The sequence below is a fragment of the Bradyrhizobium hipponense genome (assembly GCF_008123965.1).
GTDB classification, from domain to species: Bacteria; Pseudomonadota; Alphaproteobacteria; order Rhizobiales; family Xanthobacteraceae; genus Bradyrhizobium; species Bradyrhizobium hipponense.
In genome coordinates this window covers 65,806-81,299 of sequence record NZ_VSTH01000018.1, presented here as the reverse complement: position 1 = coordinate 81,299, position 15,494 = coordinate 65,806, and the positions used below count along the sequence as shown (strand labels likewise).

General features: G+C 64.0%; 12 protein-coding genes and 1 pseudogene. 5 read left to right on the top strand and 8 right to left on the bottom strand.

Annotated elements, in window-relative coordinates:
* Position 1: 1 nt before the first annotated feature.
* Together FXV83_RS05690 and FXV83_RS05685 are read left to right on the top strand one after the other, a co-directional pair.
* Positions 2 to 1,315 (top strand): annotated as a pseudogene (locus FXV83_RS05690) (tetratricopeptide repeat protein).
* A gap of 230 nt (positions 1,316 to 1,545) precedes the next feature.
* Positions 1,546 to 2,145 carry a hypothetical protein gene (locus FXV83_RS05685; RefSeq protein ID WP_148738223.1) on the top strand — a complete coding sequence of 200 codons (600 nt, stop codon included), beginning with the start codon at positions 1,546 to 1,548 and terminating at the stop codon, positions 2,143 to 2,145.
* 9 nt (positions 2,146 to 2,154) lie between these two features.
* Here the strand turns inward: FXV83_RS05685 and FXV83_RS05680 are convergent, their stop codons facing one another.
* Positions 2,155 to 3,714, bottom strand: a complete 1,560-nt coding sequence (locus tag FXV83_RS05680) for an oleate hydratase (protein ID WP_148738222.1) — start codon at positions 3,712 to 3,714, stop codon at positions 2,155 to 2,157.
* A gap of 235 nt (positions 3,715 to 3,949) precedes the next feature.
* Between FXV83_RS05680 and FXV83_RS05675 the strand changes: the two genes are divergently transcribed.
* From FXV83_RS05675 to FXV83_RS05665, 3 genes are all read left to right on the top strand, one after another.
* On the top strand, positions 3,950 to 4,297 hold the full coding sequence (locus FXV83_RS05675; RefSeq protein ID WP_148738221.1) for a DUF3088 domain-containing protein: 348 nt from the start codon (positions 3,950 to 3,952) through the stop codon (positions 4,295 to 4,297).
* A gap of 205 nt (positions 4,298 to 4,502) precedes the next feature.
* Positions 4,503 to 5,078 carry a cysteine hydrolase family protein gene (locus tag FXV83_RS05670; RefSeq protein ID WP_148738220.1) on the top strand — a complete coding sequence of 192 codons (576 nt, stop codon included), beginning with the start codon at positions 4,503 to 4,505 and terminating at the stop codon, positions 5,076 to 5,078.
* A 160-nt stretch (positions 5,079 to 5,238) separates the two neighbouring features.
* On the top strand, positions 5,239 to 5,559 hold the full coding sequence (locus tag FXV83_RS05665) for a hypothetical protein (protein ID WP_148738219.1): 321 nt from the start codon (positions 5,239 to 5,241) through the stop codon (positions 5,557 to 5,559).
* Between the two features lie 48 nt (positions 5,560 to 5,607).
* On the opposite strand, the gene FXV83_RS05660 is transcribed toward FXV83_RS05665, so the two are convergent.
* The 7 genes from FXV83_RS05660 to FXV83_RS05630 form a co-directional block, all read right to left on the bottom strand.
* A complete protein-coding gene (locus tag FXV83_RS05660; RefSeq protein ID WP_148738218.1) occupies positions 5,608 to 6,882 on the bottom strand; it encodes a flavin monoamine oxidase family protein in 1,275 nt (424 codons plus the stop codon).
* A gap of 9 nt (positions 6,883 to 6,891) precedes the next feature.
* Positions 6,892 to 7,602, bottom strand: coding sequence for a RibD family protein (locus FXV83_RS05655; RefSeq protein WP_148738217.1), 711 nt, complete (start codon positions 7,600 to 7,602; stop codon positions 6,892 to 6,894).
* A 21-nt stretch (positions 7,603 to 7,623) separates the two neighbouring features.
* On the bottom strand, positions 7,624 to 8,316 hold the full coding sequence (locus FXV83_RS05650) for an FABP family protein (RefSeq protein WP_148738216.1): 693 nt from the start codon (positions 8,314 to 8,316) through the stop codon (positions 7,624 to 7,626).
* Between the two features lie 320 nt (positions 8,317 to 8,636).
* The gene (locus FXV83_RS05645) at positions 8,637 to 9,962 is read right to left on the bottom strand and encodes a hypothetical protein (RefSeq protein WP_148738215.1); all 1,326 of its coding nucleotides are present in this window, start codon (positions 9,960 to 9,962) and stop codon (positions 8,637 to 8,639) included.
* Between the two features lie 54 nt (positions 9,963 to 10,016).
* Complete coding sequence (locus tag FXV83_RS05640) at positions 10,017 to 10,724, bottom strand: hypothetical protein (RefSeq protein WP_148738214.1); 708 nt, start codon at positions 10,722 to 10,724, stop codon at positions 10,017 to 10,019.
* A 423-nt stretch (positions 10,725 to 11,147) separates the two neighbouring features.
* Positions 11,148 to 12,467, bottom strand: coding sequence for an aminotransferase class V-fold PLP-dependent enzyme (locus tag FXV83_RS05635; protein ID WP_187435680.1), 1,320 nt, complete (start codon positions 12,465 to 12,467; stop codon positions 11,148 to 11,150).
* 316 nt (positions 12,468 to 12,783) lie between these two features.
* A complete protein-coding gene (locus tag FXV83_RS05630; RefSeq protein ID WP_187435679.1) occupies positions 12,784 to 15,423 on the bottom strand; it encodes a bifunctional diguanylate cyclase/phosphodiesterase in 2,640 nt (879 codons plus the stop codon).
* Positions 15,424 to 15,494 lie beyond the last annotated feature (71 nt).

Below are 15,494 nucleotides of genomic sequence, written 5' to 3'. Positions count from 1 at the left end.
GATGGCCCTCGAAGACCGCTATGGCCTGCCGCTCTCCACCTCTTCGCACGAGGCAGCATCGGCCTATCGCGAAGGCGTCGACCTGATGCTCGCAGGCTGGACCGGCACGGCGGAGACGCTGGAGCGCGCCATTGCGGCCGATCCGGATTTCGCGCTTCCACACATTGCCCGCGCCCGTGTGCATGCCTTCTACCAGCAGGGCGATCTGGCGCGAAGCAAGGCGGCGCTGGCGCGCGAGCTTGTCGCCAAACGCGGCACTGAGCGCGAGCGCTCGCATGTCGAGACGCTGGCGCTGACGATCGAGGGCCGGCTGCCCGATGCGATTGCGGCCATGCGACAGCATGTCGGGAGCTGGCCACGCGATGCCGTGGTGCTGTCGCTGCCGCTGGGTGCGTTCGGCCTGTTCGCCTTCTCCGGCATGGCCGATCACGACCGCGCGCGGCAGGAGTTGTGCGAGAGGGTCGCGCATCACTACGGCGAAGATTGGTGGTTCCTCACCCTGTACGGCTGGGCGATGACCGAGAACGGCAATGTCGCGCGCGGCCGCAGCGTCACCGAGCGTGGTTTTGGCCTGCGCCGCGAAAACGCCCATGCCGCGCATGCCGTGTTGCATGCGATGTTCGAGGACGGCTCGATCGACGAAGCCGACCGCCTCGTCGATGACTGGATCCCTTCGTACGACCGCGCCGGCATCCTGCACGGCCACATCCGATGGCACCAGGCCCTCGGCGCGCTGGAGCATGGCGATGCCGCGCGGGCGCTGGCGATCTATGCCGACGTGCTTCAGCCCTCGGCCACGCAGGCGCCGCCGCTCAACGTCATCACCGACGGCGCCTCGCTGCTCTGGCGCCTGTCCGCTTACGGCCACGCCGTGCCGAAGGCGCTGTGGCTTGACGCCGACGCCGCCGCGCAAAGGCTGTTTCCGAAGCCGGGCCTGCCCTTCGCCGACGTCCACATGGCGCTGTTCGCGGCGGCCACGCAAAACCGCGAGGCGCTCGCCGCGCGGCTTGCCGTAATCGAGCAGCGGCTGGGCGATGGCAAGCAGCCGGCCGGCCCCGTGGTGCCCGCGATCTGCCGCGCCCTGGCAGCCTTTGCCGATGAGAATTACGCGGCCTGCGTGCATACGCTCGCGCCCATCCTCAGCTAGGTGGTGCGCATCGGCGGCAGCCACGCCCAGCGTGAATTGATCGAAGACACTTTTATCGTCGCCCTCATGCGTAGCGGCGAGCTGCCGCGCGCCCGCGCCCTGCTCGATGCCCGCCTGCACCGCCGCCCGTCCCTGCGCGATAGGAGCTGGCAGGCGGCGATGGGCTAGTACTTGCAAGGGCGTAGGTCTTGGGCAGCCTCCGCCACGAAAAAAACACGGCTGTCACGGCAAGTGCTTGCCGAGACAGATTGGCAATTCGGGCGAATCGCCGATAGGTGGGCGCGGTGGTATTCCAGGCGGGCTTGGTGACACAAACGGGACCGCGACCAATTTACGGCTCGATCGTTGTTGGACGGAACTTTCCCGGTTCCGTGGTCCTCTGGCATACGAACCTCGCGATGCGCCTCTGCCGACTGGTCCTCGCAGCAGCCCTCGTCGCCTCGATCACAGCCTTGGCAAGCGTCTTGGCAAGCCCTTGTTTTGCCGGGTCTTCCACGCCGATTCCGGTCAACAATCCGGTGCTGCATAACCCCTTCGTCGACCTGCTGGCGCTGATGTCCGGCCACTGCAAGACGCTGAAGGTCGCCGGTCGCAGCTTCGCCTGCAAGACGGTGGCCTACGCCCATGGCGACAAGGGACGGGTCAATTTCGCGGTCGCCGTCGACGATCCCAGCGATGACAACCATGTCGTGTCGTTCTCGGGCGAGAACGGCAAGCGGGCCGACGACAATTCCTACGAGCTGCCGATCGACCGCATGCTGCTCAACTCCAAGAACCGGCCCAAGATCGACGGTCTGCCGGTACCGGCCGAGCAGACCTCCACCGGAACTTGCCGCCAGACCGGCAATTTCGCCGCCAAGCAGGTCTCGGACGTCACCTGCTCGGCCACCGACAGCGAAGGCCGGAAGTACGAGCTGCTGTTCGTCTCCGACGGCAGGCCGGTCAGCGTCCGCCGGATCCGGCAGTCCGCGCCGTCGATCCAGGATCCGTTCAAATAGCGGCATCCATTACGCGAACGCCTTCTCCAGCGTTGCAAAAATCACCGCGAGCGATTTGTCGTGGCGGGTCACCGAAGGGATCGGGCGATCGATCTTCATGAGCTGGTAGACCGCAGTCTGCGCCGCACGCACCGAATATTCGACGGTGAAGACGACATCGTCGGGAATCTCGACGAACTGGCTGACGAAGGCGAGATTGACCGAATTCCGGGGCACCGGCAGGGGTCGGTCGGTCGCAGCCCGCGGCATGAACATGCTGGTGATGTAGGGCATGCGGCAGGGAACGCAGATCGCGTCATCGAACACGCTCGCATCGAAGTTCAGATGGCCGCAGAGCTCCTTCAGGATGTCGGCGCCGCCGCAATCGGACATTGGCCTCGCGACGAAATTGCCGACCCGGTCCGGATGCAGCGCATAGCCCCAGAACACCTGGACACCCTCCGGCTGGCCGACGAAATGCGGCTGCCGATAGAGCACCACCGACATCAGCCAGTTCGAATCCTTGAATGTGACGAGCCCGCCGGTGCCAGCCCGGTTGCCGGAGAACGCTTCCATCCGGTCGAAGAAGCGCGGGTCACGGCAGGTCACCGTGAAGGACAGCCAGTACGATTCCGGAATCGAGGCGTTGAACGCTGAGGGGTTGCCGAACTCGGGACGGCCCCTGGCGATCTTTTCCCAGAGCGCCCAGCCCTGGCTGTCGACCTTGGTCAGCCGCGGCGGCGGCTCGGTCATGCTGCCGAGGCTCGATGCGTCCGTCATCGAGCCATTCTGGAAGAATACGAGGTCGCCATCCTCGATCCCGACATTGGCGGTGCGGCCGCCGCGATCGAGCACGAGTTGGTGCACGCGCACGCGCTCGCCGTCGCGCTCGAACGCCATGTCGGTAACGCGGGTGCCCGGCACGAACTGCACGCCCTGCTCCTTCAGCCAGTCGGTCAGCGGCCGCACGATCGCGTCATACTGATTGTAGGCCGTGCGCTTGACGCCCGCGAGCGTCTCGATGCGCGGAAATTCGTTCATGAAGCGGTGCAAATAGCGCTTCAACTCGACCGCGCTGTGCCAGGGCTGGAAGGCGAAGGTGGTTTGCCACATGTACCAGAAATTGGACTCGAAGAATCCGGGCGATAGCCAGTCGGTGATGCGGCTGGCACCGAGCTTTCCCTCGGATGCCTCCGTGAGCCGCAACAACTCGAGCCGGTCGCGCGCGGAAAACCCCATGGTCGATACATCGACCTTGAAGCGGTTGCGGTCGACCAGACGCGCCCGGGAATGCGCGGGGTTCTCCTGGTTGAACGCGACGGTCTCCTCGCGCACGCTCATGCCGGCACGTTCGAGCGAAGGAATACTCGATAGCAGGTCCCAGGTGCATTCGTAATGATCGGTGGTGAGCATGCGGCCGCCGCGCAGCGAATAGGCGCCGTTCGCAAGCTGGACGCCGTCGAGGCTGCCGCCCAGCAGCGGCTGCGCCTCGTAGATCACGATGTTGCGCCCCGGCAGCTGCGCATCACGAATCAGGAACGCCGCGCCCGCGAGCGACCCAACGCCACCGCCGATGAAATACGCCTTCATGTCTCGCCTCGATCTTCAGTTCGAATTTCGCTGGCGACATTGCATTGGCGAACGGCCGTGCAGCTTGCGCTGGATCAAGTGCGATGGACGCGCCGATCACGTCGAGTTGAGAGGCCGAAAGGTACGGCGCCTCTTCTGCCTCTCCCGCATGGTTGACTGATCGACCCAGTCATGGCGTCCTTTCGTCACGTCATCGTTTGCTCGTCGAATTGCCGGCCATGCTTCGGAGAGACCCATGTCACGCGACGTTTTGTTTCTGCTGCGCCCCGGTTTCGAAGACCCGGCCTTTCCGAACCGCCGATTCTATTGCTGGCACTGTGCGCTGATCGAAGGCGTGCTCGCCTCGTTTCCGGCGCTAGCCGCAACGCTCGACGTCCACCGCATCCCGTGGCCGCGGCCGCGGCAGGCGGTGATTGCGCTGCTCGGCGAGGCGAACCAGTCGCTGCCGCTGCTCGTGCTGGCGGACGGGGCGACGTCGTCGCACCAGACCGGCAGCCATCGGGGCCGCACCTTCATCGCCGACAAGGATGCGATCCTCGCCGCACTCTCCGAGCGCCACGGCTTTCCCGATCCGCATCCGTAAAGGCTTGTAGCCCGGATGGAGCGCAGCGTAATCCGGGAAAGTCTCGCAGAGGATGCCGCGGCCCCGGATTACGCTTACGCTCCATCCAGGCTACAGGACCTGTCATGGCACCTGTCATGGCGGCTCGAAACGAGGGAAGATTGACATTGCGTGTTGTCGTCATCGCCTCGCATATCCCGCTCAACAAGCGTCGAGATCCCCCTCCATGACCAGCCCACGATTTCTCCCCGCCCTCATCGTCGTTGACGTCCAGCGCGCGTTCGATGAATGGGAGGCGGCGGGGAAGCGGCGCAACAATCCCGACGCGGTGGCGCGCATCGCCGATCTGTTGACGGCATTCAGGCAAAACGGCGCGCCGATCTTCCACATCCGCCACGAGGGCACCAAGCCGACCTCGTCGTTTCGCCCTGGAGGCTCCGGTTACGCGGTCAAGGACGAGGCGCGCGAAGCACCTGGCGAGCCCGTGGTCGTCAAGCACGTCAACAGCGCCTTCATCGGCACCGACCTCGAGAGCCGGCTGCGCGCAGCCGGCATCGCGACCATCGTCATCTGCGGCGCCACCACCAATCATTGCGTCGAGACGACGACGCGGATGGCAGGCAATCTCGGCTTCGACACCCGCCTCGTGCGCGACGCGACATGGACGTTCGATCGGGTCGGGCCCGATGGCGAAAAGTATTCCGCCGAGGAGATCCACGCCATGACGCTGTCGAACCTCAACGGCGAGTTCGCCCGCATCGTGACCACGGATGATGTGATCGCCGCATTCGCGGCGAGGTGATGGCGGAACCGCGGTGACATCGATGGTGCGACAATAACTCTCGCGACGTTCAGCATTTCGCGCGAGCCGCAATTGTTACTGCGTCGTTTCGACGCCCCTCTGTCCGGAACGCGCCGGGCCCCCATGTGTTGTCGCTTGGTGTTTCAACTGGAGTGACGACATGAAGTATCTCTTGGTCGCGATGACTGTCGGTGCTGCGGCGCTGGCCGGCGGATCCGCGGCTCACGCGGCCGGCAGCGAAAAGGCCAAGCAGAACGCGCCGGCCGGACAATCAACCGACATCAGCGCGCAGTACAGGTACCATCACGGCCACGGATATCGCCATCACTGGCGCCATTACGGCTACCATCGCCCGTACTACCGCAGCTACCGCAGCTACGGCTATTATCCGCGGCGCCATGGCTATTACGGCGGCGGGCCGTACGGCTATTACGGCGGCGGCCCCAGCGTGACGTTCGGCTTCGGCGGCGGACGCTGGTAAGACGGGCTGTCGCTGATCACCGAAAGGCCCGCAAGTCTGCGGGCCTTTTTATGATCCGTGCATGATTGTCCCCGCCGTCTCCAAGCCGCTCGCCAGCGCCGCCTCGACGGTGCCCATGTCGCGGCCGCGATAGAGCGCCTCGCCGGAGAACAGCACCGGGCCGTCGGTGCGGGCGAGGATCGCCTGCGCCGCGCGCGTCTGCGGCGTCGCCCAGGAATAGGCGCCGCGGGCGAAAGGATCCTGCGCCCAGTTGGTCGCTGCGGCCGCCACGACATCGCGCGCGATGTCCTCGCGTGAGAGGCCGAAGATTGCAGCGAGGGAATCGAGCCCGGCGTCGACCAGCGCCTGCGAATCCAGCGTCGCAAGCTTCGCCGTCCGCGGCCCGCCGAACCAGCCGGTGAGCACGGGCTGCTCGAAGGGACGCTGCGTCCACCACACCGGGATCATCTCGTCCGACAGCAGGAAGGTCATGTCCGCGAGTTCGGCCCGCCGGTCGCGCCACCAGTTCCGCTTGAAACGCAGCATGATCTTGATGACATTGCCGAAGCCGATCTGATCGGCGGCGGCCGCCTTATCGCGCGCAGCTTGCGGGAGTGCGATCTCGCGCAGCAGCGGCAGCGGCACGGTGAGGATGACACGATCGCAGGCGTGGACACCGCCGCCGGTGCAGCGGACGGAAACCGCGCCGCCGGCCCGCTTGACCGCCGACACCACGCAACCAGGACGAATCGCAACGCCGTGCCTGCGGCACTCGGCCGCCAGAAAATCGATCAGCGCGCCGTAGCCGCCGACGATGCGCCCCTGCGGAGCGTGCCCGCCATCCATCCATTCCTCGCGCAGCGCCAGCGTCGAGGCGCGCTCGGGATCGGCGGCGTCGTAGCCTTCGACCATGCGCGCGATGGAATGCCGCATCCGCGCGTAGTCGTTGCCGGCGAAATGGCGGCGCAGGAAATCGGCGACGGTGATGTCGTCCTTCAACTCTCTCAGCGCCGCCTGCAGCTCGGCCTCATGCGGATCGTCGCGGTCCTCGCGCGAGAGCTTTGTGCCGTCAAAGCTCCATTGCGTGCCTTCGATCTCCTGAAGAGATAGCCCTGCTTCGCGCATCAGGCCGCGCGTGACCGGCGCTTCGCCATGAACGAACTCGGCGCCGCCATCGGCGGCGTAGCCGAACAGCGCCGCGGGCAACGGATGGATGCGCCCGCCGCAGCGGTCGCGCGCCTCCAGGATGGTGACGCGTCTGCCGGCACGCGCGAGCTCGCGCGCCGCCATCAGCCCCGCCGCGCCGGCGCCGACGATGACGATGTGCTCTGACCTGTCAGCCATGCCCGCGCTTTACTGGCCCGCTTCGTTCTGGATCAGATAGCGCAGCAGCAGCACGCCGCCGCCGAGCTGCCGCGTGCTCTCCAGCGTCATCGCGGCAAGGGGAGCGCGCCGGTCGCTGTCGGCGTCCGTCGAGTCGAATACGAAAGGCGCGCCGCTGGCGCCGTCCACCGCGGGACAGAGGATCAGGTTGAATTCGTCGATGAGGCCGGCGCGCAGGAACGCGCCATTGGCAACGCCGCCGCCCTCCACCAGCAGGCGCTTCACGCCGAGCTCGCGATTGAGGACGTCCAGCGTCAGTGCCAGGTCGATCTCGGAGTCGATCTCGGACTTGCCGGCAAAGATGTAGGACACGCCTTCGCCGCGCAGCCCTGCAAGATGCGAATCCGGCACGCCTTCGGTCAGCACCACGACGATCGGATCGCCGCCGATGTCCGAACGGCCCCAGCCGATCTTGCCGTGCGCGTCGAGCACGACACCATAAGTATTCGCATCGCGCCGCGCGAACCAGTTTTGGCGCGGGAATGTCTCGGTCGTTGCGGGATACGGCTTGCCCTTGGCGAACTCCGAGCCGGTGACACGGCCGATCACCCAGGCATCGCCGCCGAGCTCGTCATGGATCTTCTCGAACCAGTCTGCGCCCGTACCCTTTGGCCGCCAGCGGCTCGGATGCGTGCGGCCATCGAGACTCGAGGCCATCAGGCAGATGACGTAGGGTTTCATGCAATCCTCCGCAGCCGCTGCTCAGGCCGCCGGCCCCTTCCCTTCGCCCTTCTCCTTGGCCTTCCCTTCGCTCTTGGCGCGATCGTTCACGATCACCGCCAGCGGGTTGAGCTTGGGCGGCGCAACGAGCTTGAGCGTGTTGGTGTCGCGATGGTCGAACGGCGCGCCTCTCACAAAGAGCTCGGTCTGGATCAGATAGGTCCAGCTGCCATCATCGTTGAAGCTGATGTCGCAGCGGTAACTGTCGGTGCGGAAGGCTTGTTCCAGAAAATCGGTCGAGCAGATCCCGTAGGCCGTGTCGCCGCGCTTGGCCGTGACGGAAATCTTTCTGTCATCCGGCGTAGCCTTGCCCGACGCGAGCAACACCTGCCCGCGCGGAATTGCCAGCGTCTGCATGATCACCCCGGTCGCGGGCTCCCACAGCCAGTAGCCGACCTGATCGTGGAAGGTGATGTCTTCCTCCGGCGTATTGATGTGGATGTGATAGCGCAGCCCGTAGAGCAGCTGCGGCCCGTTGGCCTGCGGATCGATCGGGTCCATCCGGATGTGCTCGATGAACACCCGCCGCTCCGGCCCCTCCGCCTTCGGATTGATGTCGATGCCCTTGTCGGCCTGCCAGACGCCGGCCAGACGCCGCAGCGGCCCGAGATTGGTAAGGCCGTCGGGCGAGACGTCGTCGGGCTCGGTGAAGATGTCGGCGGGAATCGGGAGCATGGGCAAGGGCCTCGTGGGGGATGCGCGAAACACGCAATATCACGAGGATGGACATATGGCTCCAACCTATGACTCGCAAACGCCAGCCCGCGTTGCAGCCATGCGCGGATGGACTGTTTGAATCACGATCCGCGAAGGCCGCTGTGGGCAACCATGCTGGCACCAAGGCGACCGTTCCGGTGTAACCACAGAACCGGGCCACATAGGCCAGCGACGGCCAGGAGACGATGAGGTGAACCCAAAACAGCAGCCGGCGTCCTCGCTACGAAGCAATCACGAGGCCGAAGGCCCGGTCGGTCCGAGGGCACGTTCCGCGGCTTTCATGCCGGCTTGCCGAACAGTGACCGGGGGGTCACGTACCAGAGTATGAAAAGCAGTGCAGCGCCGTTGGTTACGAACGCGATCGTGAGGGAGACGTTGAGGAAGATCTGCGGGAGCACGCCGGCCGACAGCAGGATAAATCGCGATGGCAGGCCGGGAGAGGCGGAGTTGCCGAGCGCCACGACCAAACCGCAAATGAAGGCGGCGAGCGGCGCAAGTACGACGCCGACCGATGCGATGCCTTCGGTTGCGAACAGTGAGGCGTTGAAATTCCCCACATTGTAAGCGTCCTGCATCACAAGCGCGAGGGGCTTGCCGTAGGGACAGTCAATGAATTGTTTCAGGACATTCACCTGGCAGAACCAGGTCAGGTCATGATGGGCAAAGAAGTCGTTGTAGAAGTCGAGGGCGCTGGAGGTCAGCGCGATCATTCTGAAATTGACCAGGCTGAAATAGGCGATGAACTGTTGAAACGAGATGGCGTTCAGATCGAGCAGTCTGGCCAGCAATATGCCAAACAGGATCGGCACCAGCAGAGACAGTATCACCGCGGTTCTCGCCGAGAAGGACCGTGACGCGACCGCCAGAATGATCAGCCATACCGGCGCAAAAAGGGAAAGCTTGGACAGGGTAATCGGATAGAACATGAGCAGCAGCAGCAGGCACAGGGCGGCCCGCCACTTGGCGCCGTCGACGACGAAGAAGGCAAAGGCGAACGGCAGCAGGACATTCGAGGTGATCCCAAGTCCATACGAGAGCCAGGTCGGAAATTCGAGCTGGTTGCGAAAATTGTAAATCTCAGAGATCCCGACCAGCCGCACATTGTAGAGCGCGCCGACTCCGAGTGCTGCGGCGGCGAGCACCAGGATGCAGGTCAGCAGCCTTTGAAAGGCGACCTCTGACAAAACAAACCTCTGCCTGGCCGGTATCGACATCAGCATGGCGGGAAGGAGGAACGCCATCCCCGAGGCGAATGCGGAGGCATAAGCCACGGCATGATCGTAAGAGAATGTGGATAGGGGGAGCAGCCAGAGGTAGCCAATCAACATGGTGAACAGGTAGAAGCCGACGACATAGCCGAAGCTGAAGCGGCACATGGCGAATAGGATCGAGAGCAGCGCAAAGGGCGCGCCGCTCAGCGCGGCCAGCAAGAGCCTGTCGTTGTTCGCGGCGGTCAGGCGCATGAGCGGCGCATAATATTGCACGACATAGACCATGGAGACGAAGCAGGCGGCCACGTGCAGGTAGATGAGGAAGACCGGCCCCAGCCCCTCGTTGCGGCTCGCGTCGGCTTCGATGGGGCTGCGGTTCGAGATTTCGTTCACTTGCCGCTCTCATCTGCGAAGATTGTGGCCGCGAGACCGTGGCCGGCCGTTCAGTCAGGAGTTCTTGACGACGAAGCCGTGAAGAAAGGCGATCGCTCCAAACGCGATCAGGATCGAGGCGACCGCAGCGATGAACAGGAGGGAGAGCCGCTTCGCGCCGACCGGTTGCGGGGTGACCTCGGGCGAGAGCATGATCCGTGTGCTCTTGAACGCCCTCGCGGCGATCTGTGCATCGAGGAGGGCCAAAGCAAGGCTATCGTGCCGGTCGCGTAGCACCGTGAGATCGTGGGTGGATTGGGCACGATCCTCGCTCAGGGCCCCCAGCAGTTGCAGATAGCCCGTTATTTCCTTGCGACGTCCGTCAAATTCAGGGCTCGCCTTGTTGTCCCCTTCGGGTTGCGTCGCGGCGCGCTGGGGCTCCGAACCCCGTTCGAGCTGTCTGGCGCGAAGCGCGCCCTCCGTTTCGGGAAAGAGTCCATCCAGGCGGTCGAGCAACTTGCCGTAGGCAGCGATCTGTTGATCCACTCCATCGCTGATCTGCTTCAGCAGCACCGTCCGCAAGGCGGCGGCGTCGCGCACGAAGTCGTTGCGCCTGCCTTCCTCCTCCAAGATCTGATCGATGATCTTCTGATGGATCGCCTTGGCTTCGTCGGCCGCGGCGGGGTCGACAATGGTCTGGATGCTGACGGTCTGACCGATGCTGTCGGCCGACGAGTTCTGGAATGCGTCTTGCGCCGATCGTTGCGCTCCGGTCTTCGCCATTACCGCAAGAGCGGCCGGCACATAGACCGCCGGTATACGCTTGGCGAGCAGTTCCGGCGACTCGAGCGGCTGCTCCTTTCCGTCGAAGGAGAAGGTTCCAACCTCGATTGCGGACCGGACAAGCGAGCGCGGGTTGACAAAAATGAAGGTAGCCGCGGCGAGAAGAACGAAGGTGGTCCCCGCGACGGACAGGAAAGTGAGACGAACGGACGTCATGCTCTTGAACTTAGCCTGAATTTCTCAATCTTGGATTAGTTCGACAACTGTAATGCGAAATGACGGTCCAAGTCCATTTTTGGAGTTTTCGCGCCCTGCGAGGCTCGCAGTTCTCGTTTCAGGCTCAAAAGCTCGGCCCAGGACGAGGGGACGTTTGGCGCTCCTGTTGCGTCGCGGAAGGTGCGTTCCCTCCCGCCTCGCGCGGGTTCAGCCCGCCTTCGTACCCGTGATCGCGGCAAGTGCCTCGACGAGCCGGTCGAGATCGGCCTCCTCGGTGTAGAGCGCCGGCGTCACGCGGATGCATTGGCCCCTGGCAACGCCCGCCCGGCGAACCGTCAGGACCTTGTAGGTGTCCCTGAGCTTCGCCACGGTGGCGTCGTTGTCGGCCTTGCTCGTCTTGCCGGCGAGGCGGAAGGACGTGATCGCACCATACAGGCCGGCCTCATCCGGCGTCAGGATCTCGATGTCCTTGAAGCTGCGAACGCGACTGACCCAGTAGTCGCGCAGGTAGCGCAGGCGGGCCTGTTTCGCCGCAGCACCGATCTGCTGATGGAGTTCGACCGCCGCGGGCACCGACAGCACCGTCGCGAAATTGACCGTGCCGGTGTGTACCCGCGAGCGGATGTCGGTGTCCGAGAAATCCTCGTCGCCGAGGTCGCGGTCGACGTCGGCGAGGCGGTCCTTTCTGATATAGAGGAAGCCTACGCCGACCGGCGCGCCGATCCATTTGTGCAGATTGAAACCGACAAAATCGACCTCGAGCTCGCCCACTCTGAAGTCCATCTGTCCCCAGGAATGAGCGGCGTCGACGATGGTGTCGATGCCCTTGGCCTTGGCCATGCGGGCGATTTCGGTGATCGGCATGATGAGGCCGGTGCGATGGCTGACATGGGTGAGGAGGAGAAGCTTGGTCCTCGGATTCGCCTCGAAGGCGCGGGCATAGGCGTCGAGCACGGCCTGACGGGTGGCCGGCTCCGGCACATCGAACTTGACCACGTCGACACCGCGGCGCGCCTTGAGCGCGTTCATGGCATACTGCATCGAATCGTAGTCGAGGTCGGCGTAGAGCACGCTGTCGCCGGGCCTCAGCTTGTTGTAGCCGCTGATGAGCAGCTGTAGCGCTTCGGTCGCACCGCGAGTGAGCGCGATTTCCTCGGGCGCCGCGCCGACCGCCTGCGCCACCTTGGCCCGCACGGCCTCGAAATCCAGGCCCGACCGCTGCCGCGCGTAATAGGTGTTCTGATAGTTGACCATGTCGGACAGGCGGATGAACTCGCGCCGCACGGGCTCGGCCATGATGCCCCAGAAGCCGTTCTCCAGATTGACGACATCAGGCGTCACGGCATAGAGCCCCTTCACGGCCGTCCAATAGGCCTTGTCGGTGGCGATTGCGGCCGCCGATCCGGTCGGCTGCGCCGGCAGACCCTCCGCCGCCATGGCCGGCGCCGCCAGCGGCGCGACGGCTGCGGCCGCAAGGCCCTTCAGGATCGACCGACGGTCGGAAGAAACTGACTTGATCAGATGCATGTCCACCCTCTGCGATGCGCGGCGAAGGGAGCAGTAATCAATGGAACACCAATGACGGGACGATGACAGCCTGATGATGCCGGGCATCGTCCCGGCAGCGAGCGCAATCTGGTGCTCGTGGACGACCACGGACTACAGTACGCTGATGCAGTGATTGTAGTCGATCAAACGGGCCGATCAGCTCAAGCGTGCAATGAGTGCACTGCCATTGAATATCGATATGTTATCGCGAGTGGGCGCGGCCCAAGTCCGCACACCGCAAAGAACCTCCGCAGGTTCATCCGGCACGCTTCTTCGCTGCCTCGGTCCGCAGATTTTACGCCGCGTTCTGGCGCTTTCGCCGCGGGACGGGGCTTGGCCATGACAGGTCGGCCAGGGGCACGGGCTTGCTGAAGAAGAAGCCCTGGCCGAGCGGAATTCCGAGCGAGTGGAGCCGTCCGACCTGTTCAGAGGTCTCGACGCCTTCGGCGACGATCGAGAGCTTCAGTGTCTTCGCAAGCTGCATGATTGATTTCAGCACTGCGACGGTCTCGCAACGATCGATCCTGTCGATGAAGGTCTTGTCGATCTTGACTTTGTTGAACGGGAAGGCCGTCAGATACGACAATGACGAGTAACCGACGCCGAAGTCGTCGAGGGCAATGGAGACGCCGAGCCCCTTGAGCCGCTGGAGGGTCTTGAGGTTTTCCTGGGTATCGGCAAGAAACACGCTCTCGGTGATCTCGAGCTCGAGCCGGGCTTCCGGAAGTCCGCTCTGCGCCAGTGCAGACGTCACGGTGTCGACAAGGTTCGTGCCGGCAAATTGCAGGGCCGAGAGGTTGACCGCGACCTTGACATCGCTCGGCATGGTCATCGCATCACGGCACGCCCTGATCAGCACCTGATTGCCGAGTTCGACGATCAGTCCGCCTGACTCCGCAACCGGAATGAACTCGGCAGGAGAAATGGCGCCTCGGGTGGCGTGGTGCCAGCGCGCCAGAGCCTCGACCGATTTCACACGGCCGGTGCCGAGCTCGATCACGGGCTGATAGAACACCTCGATCTCCTCGCGCCAGATCGCCTCACGAAGTTCGATCTCGAGCACGTTGCGCTGATCCGCTTCAGCTTTGAGCTGCGCCGAATAGATATGGAAGCAGCTTCGGCCGGCGTTCTTCGACTTGTAGAGCGCAAGATCGGCGTTGCGAAGGATCTCATCGACTCGCGTGCCGTGCTCGGGGACCAGGGCGAGGCCGATGCTGCAGCCGATCACGACGGGATGGCCCTCGATGTGATAAGGCTCGGCGATGGCTTGAACCAACCGCGCCGCGAGGCTTGCGGCGCCGTCCTGCATCGCGGCCCGGCCCGGCGCCACGATCACGGCAAACTCGTCGCCGCCGATCCGCGCCGCAATATCGACGTCACGAATCTGCGCCGTGATCCGGCCGGCAACCTGCTTCAGCAGCGCGTCGCCGCATTGGTGACCGAGCGCGTCGTTGACGGCTTTGAACTTGTCGAGATCGAGCAGGAGCACGCCGAACGACGCCTCCTGCGGGGGAGACCTCGCGAGCGCTTTGTCGATGCGCTCCTTGAACAGGTTGCGATTGGAAAGGCCGGTCAGGCTGTCGTAATGCGCGAGTCTCTCGATTCGGTCTTCGGACGCCTTGCGTTGGGTGATGTCCTCATGGGTGGCGACCCAGCCGCCGCCCTCCCGCCGTCCGTAGGAGATATAGGCAACCCGCCCATCTGGAAACTGCACTGTGTTCGAGATGTGCTCCGACTGGACGAGGCGGTTCTTCAGATCGACAAGGTAAGCCTCGACGTCGAGCACGGCGGTCTGCTTTGCGAAAATCTCCCGGAAGTCCATGCCGATCCGAATCTCTTCCGGAACAAGCCCGTAGAGTTCGAGCCATTGTCGATTGAACGCGATCAGGCGGTCGCTGCCGTCGAACATGCTCAAGCCCTGCGGTAGATTTCTGAGCGCATCTTCGAACTTGCTGGCAAAATCGCGCAGCTCGCGCTGGGCGCGATCGAGCGCCTGCTGGCGCCGCCAGCGGAAAAACGTCGCGGTCAGGATGATGAAGGTCAGCAGCAGCACGCCGCCCAGATAGATCTTCTGCCTGAAATCGGAGCGGGAATAGATCTCCTGCTCCGAGATGCCGACGGTGAAGATCAGCGGAAAGGCGCGCGACCTGCGCGCGGTGATCAGCCTGTCGCTGCGGTTAGGGCGGTTTTCGTTCCAATATTGTGCATAGAAGCCGTCCCGTAGCTCGCCTTCGACGCGGTTCGACGTGCGCTGCCCCAGCACGGCGCCCTGGTCCACGCCCCGCGCGGCGAGCACCACATAGTTCGCATTTCTGAGAACCAGCGTTCCGCCGTCGCCGAGCTTTGCGGTGCCGTAGAACCTGCCGACGACGTCGACACTGATCGAGCCAACGACCACGCCCGCCGGATTCCCGGCGAGGTCGAACAGCTTTCTTGCAAGCTGGATGGTCCATTTGTGCGAGGCCCGCCCCAGCACGGGCTTGCCGACGTAGAGACGATCATCGGCTAGCGCCATAACGTTGATGAAGTGCTCGCGATCGCCGATATAGAGCGGCGCACCGGAATAGCCTGTCGTGGTATCGACCATATAGCCGTCCAGCCCGATCAGGGAGAACTGAACCACGTCGCCTGTCGCGATGCGGGCCTTGTCGGACCAGAATTTAAGGCGGAAGGTCAGCGGATCCTGGGCGTAAAGTGCTCGCACCACCAGCAGCGACTGATCCACACGCTCGAAGATGCGTTCGGTGTTTTCCTCGAACAATTCCGCGACGCTGTTGCCGTGCGACCGCGCCTGCGCGACTGCATCGGTCCGTTCCGAGGACGTGATCGCGAAATACCCGATCCAGAGCAGCGGCAGGAAGAACAATGCAATCTGCAGCGGAGCATTCCGCAGAATCGTCTTGGTCGCCTTGCGAACTGATCTGGCGAAAATCACACTGCACACTCCCGCATCGACCGTCTCCGCCTCGACTTCTCGGGGGACGGCACGGCCGCAAGCACGCTCCG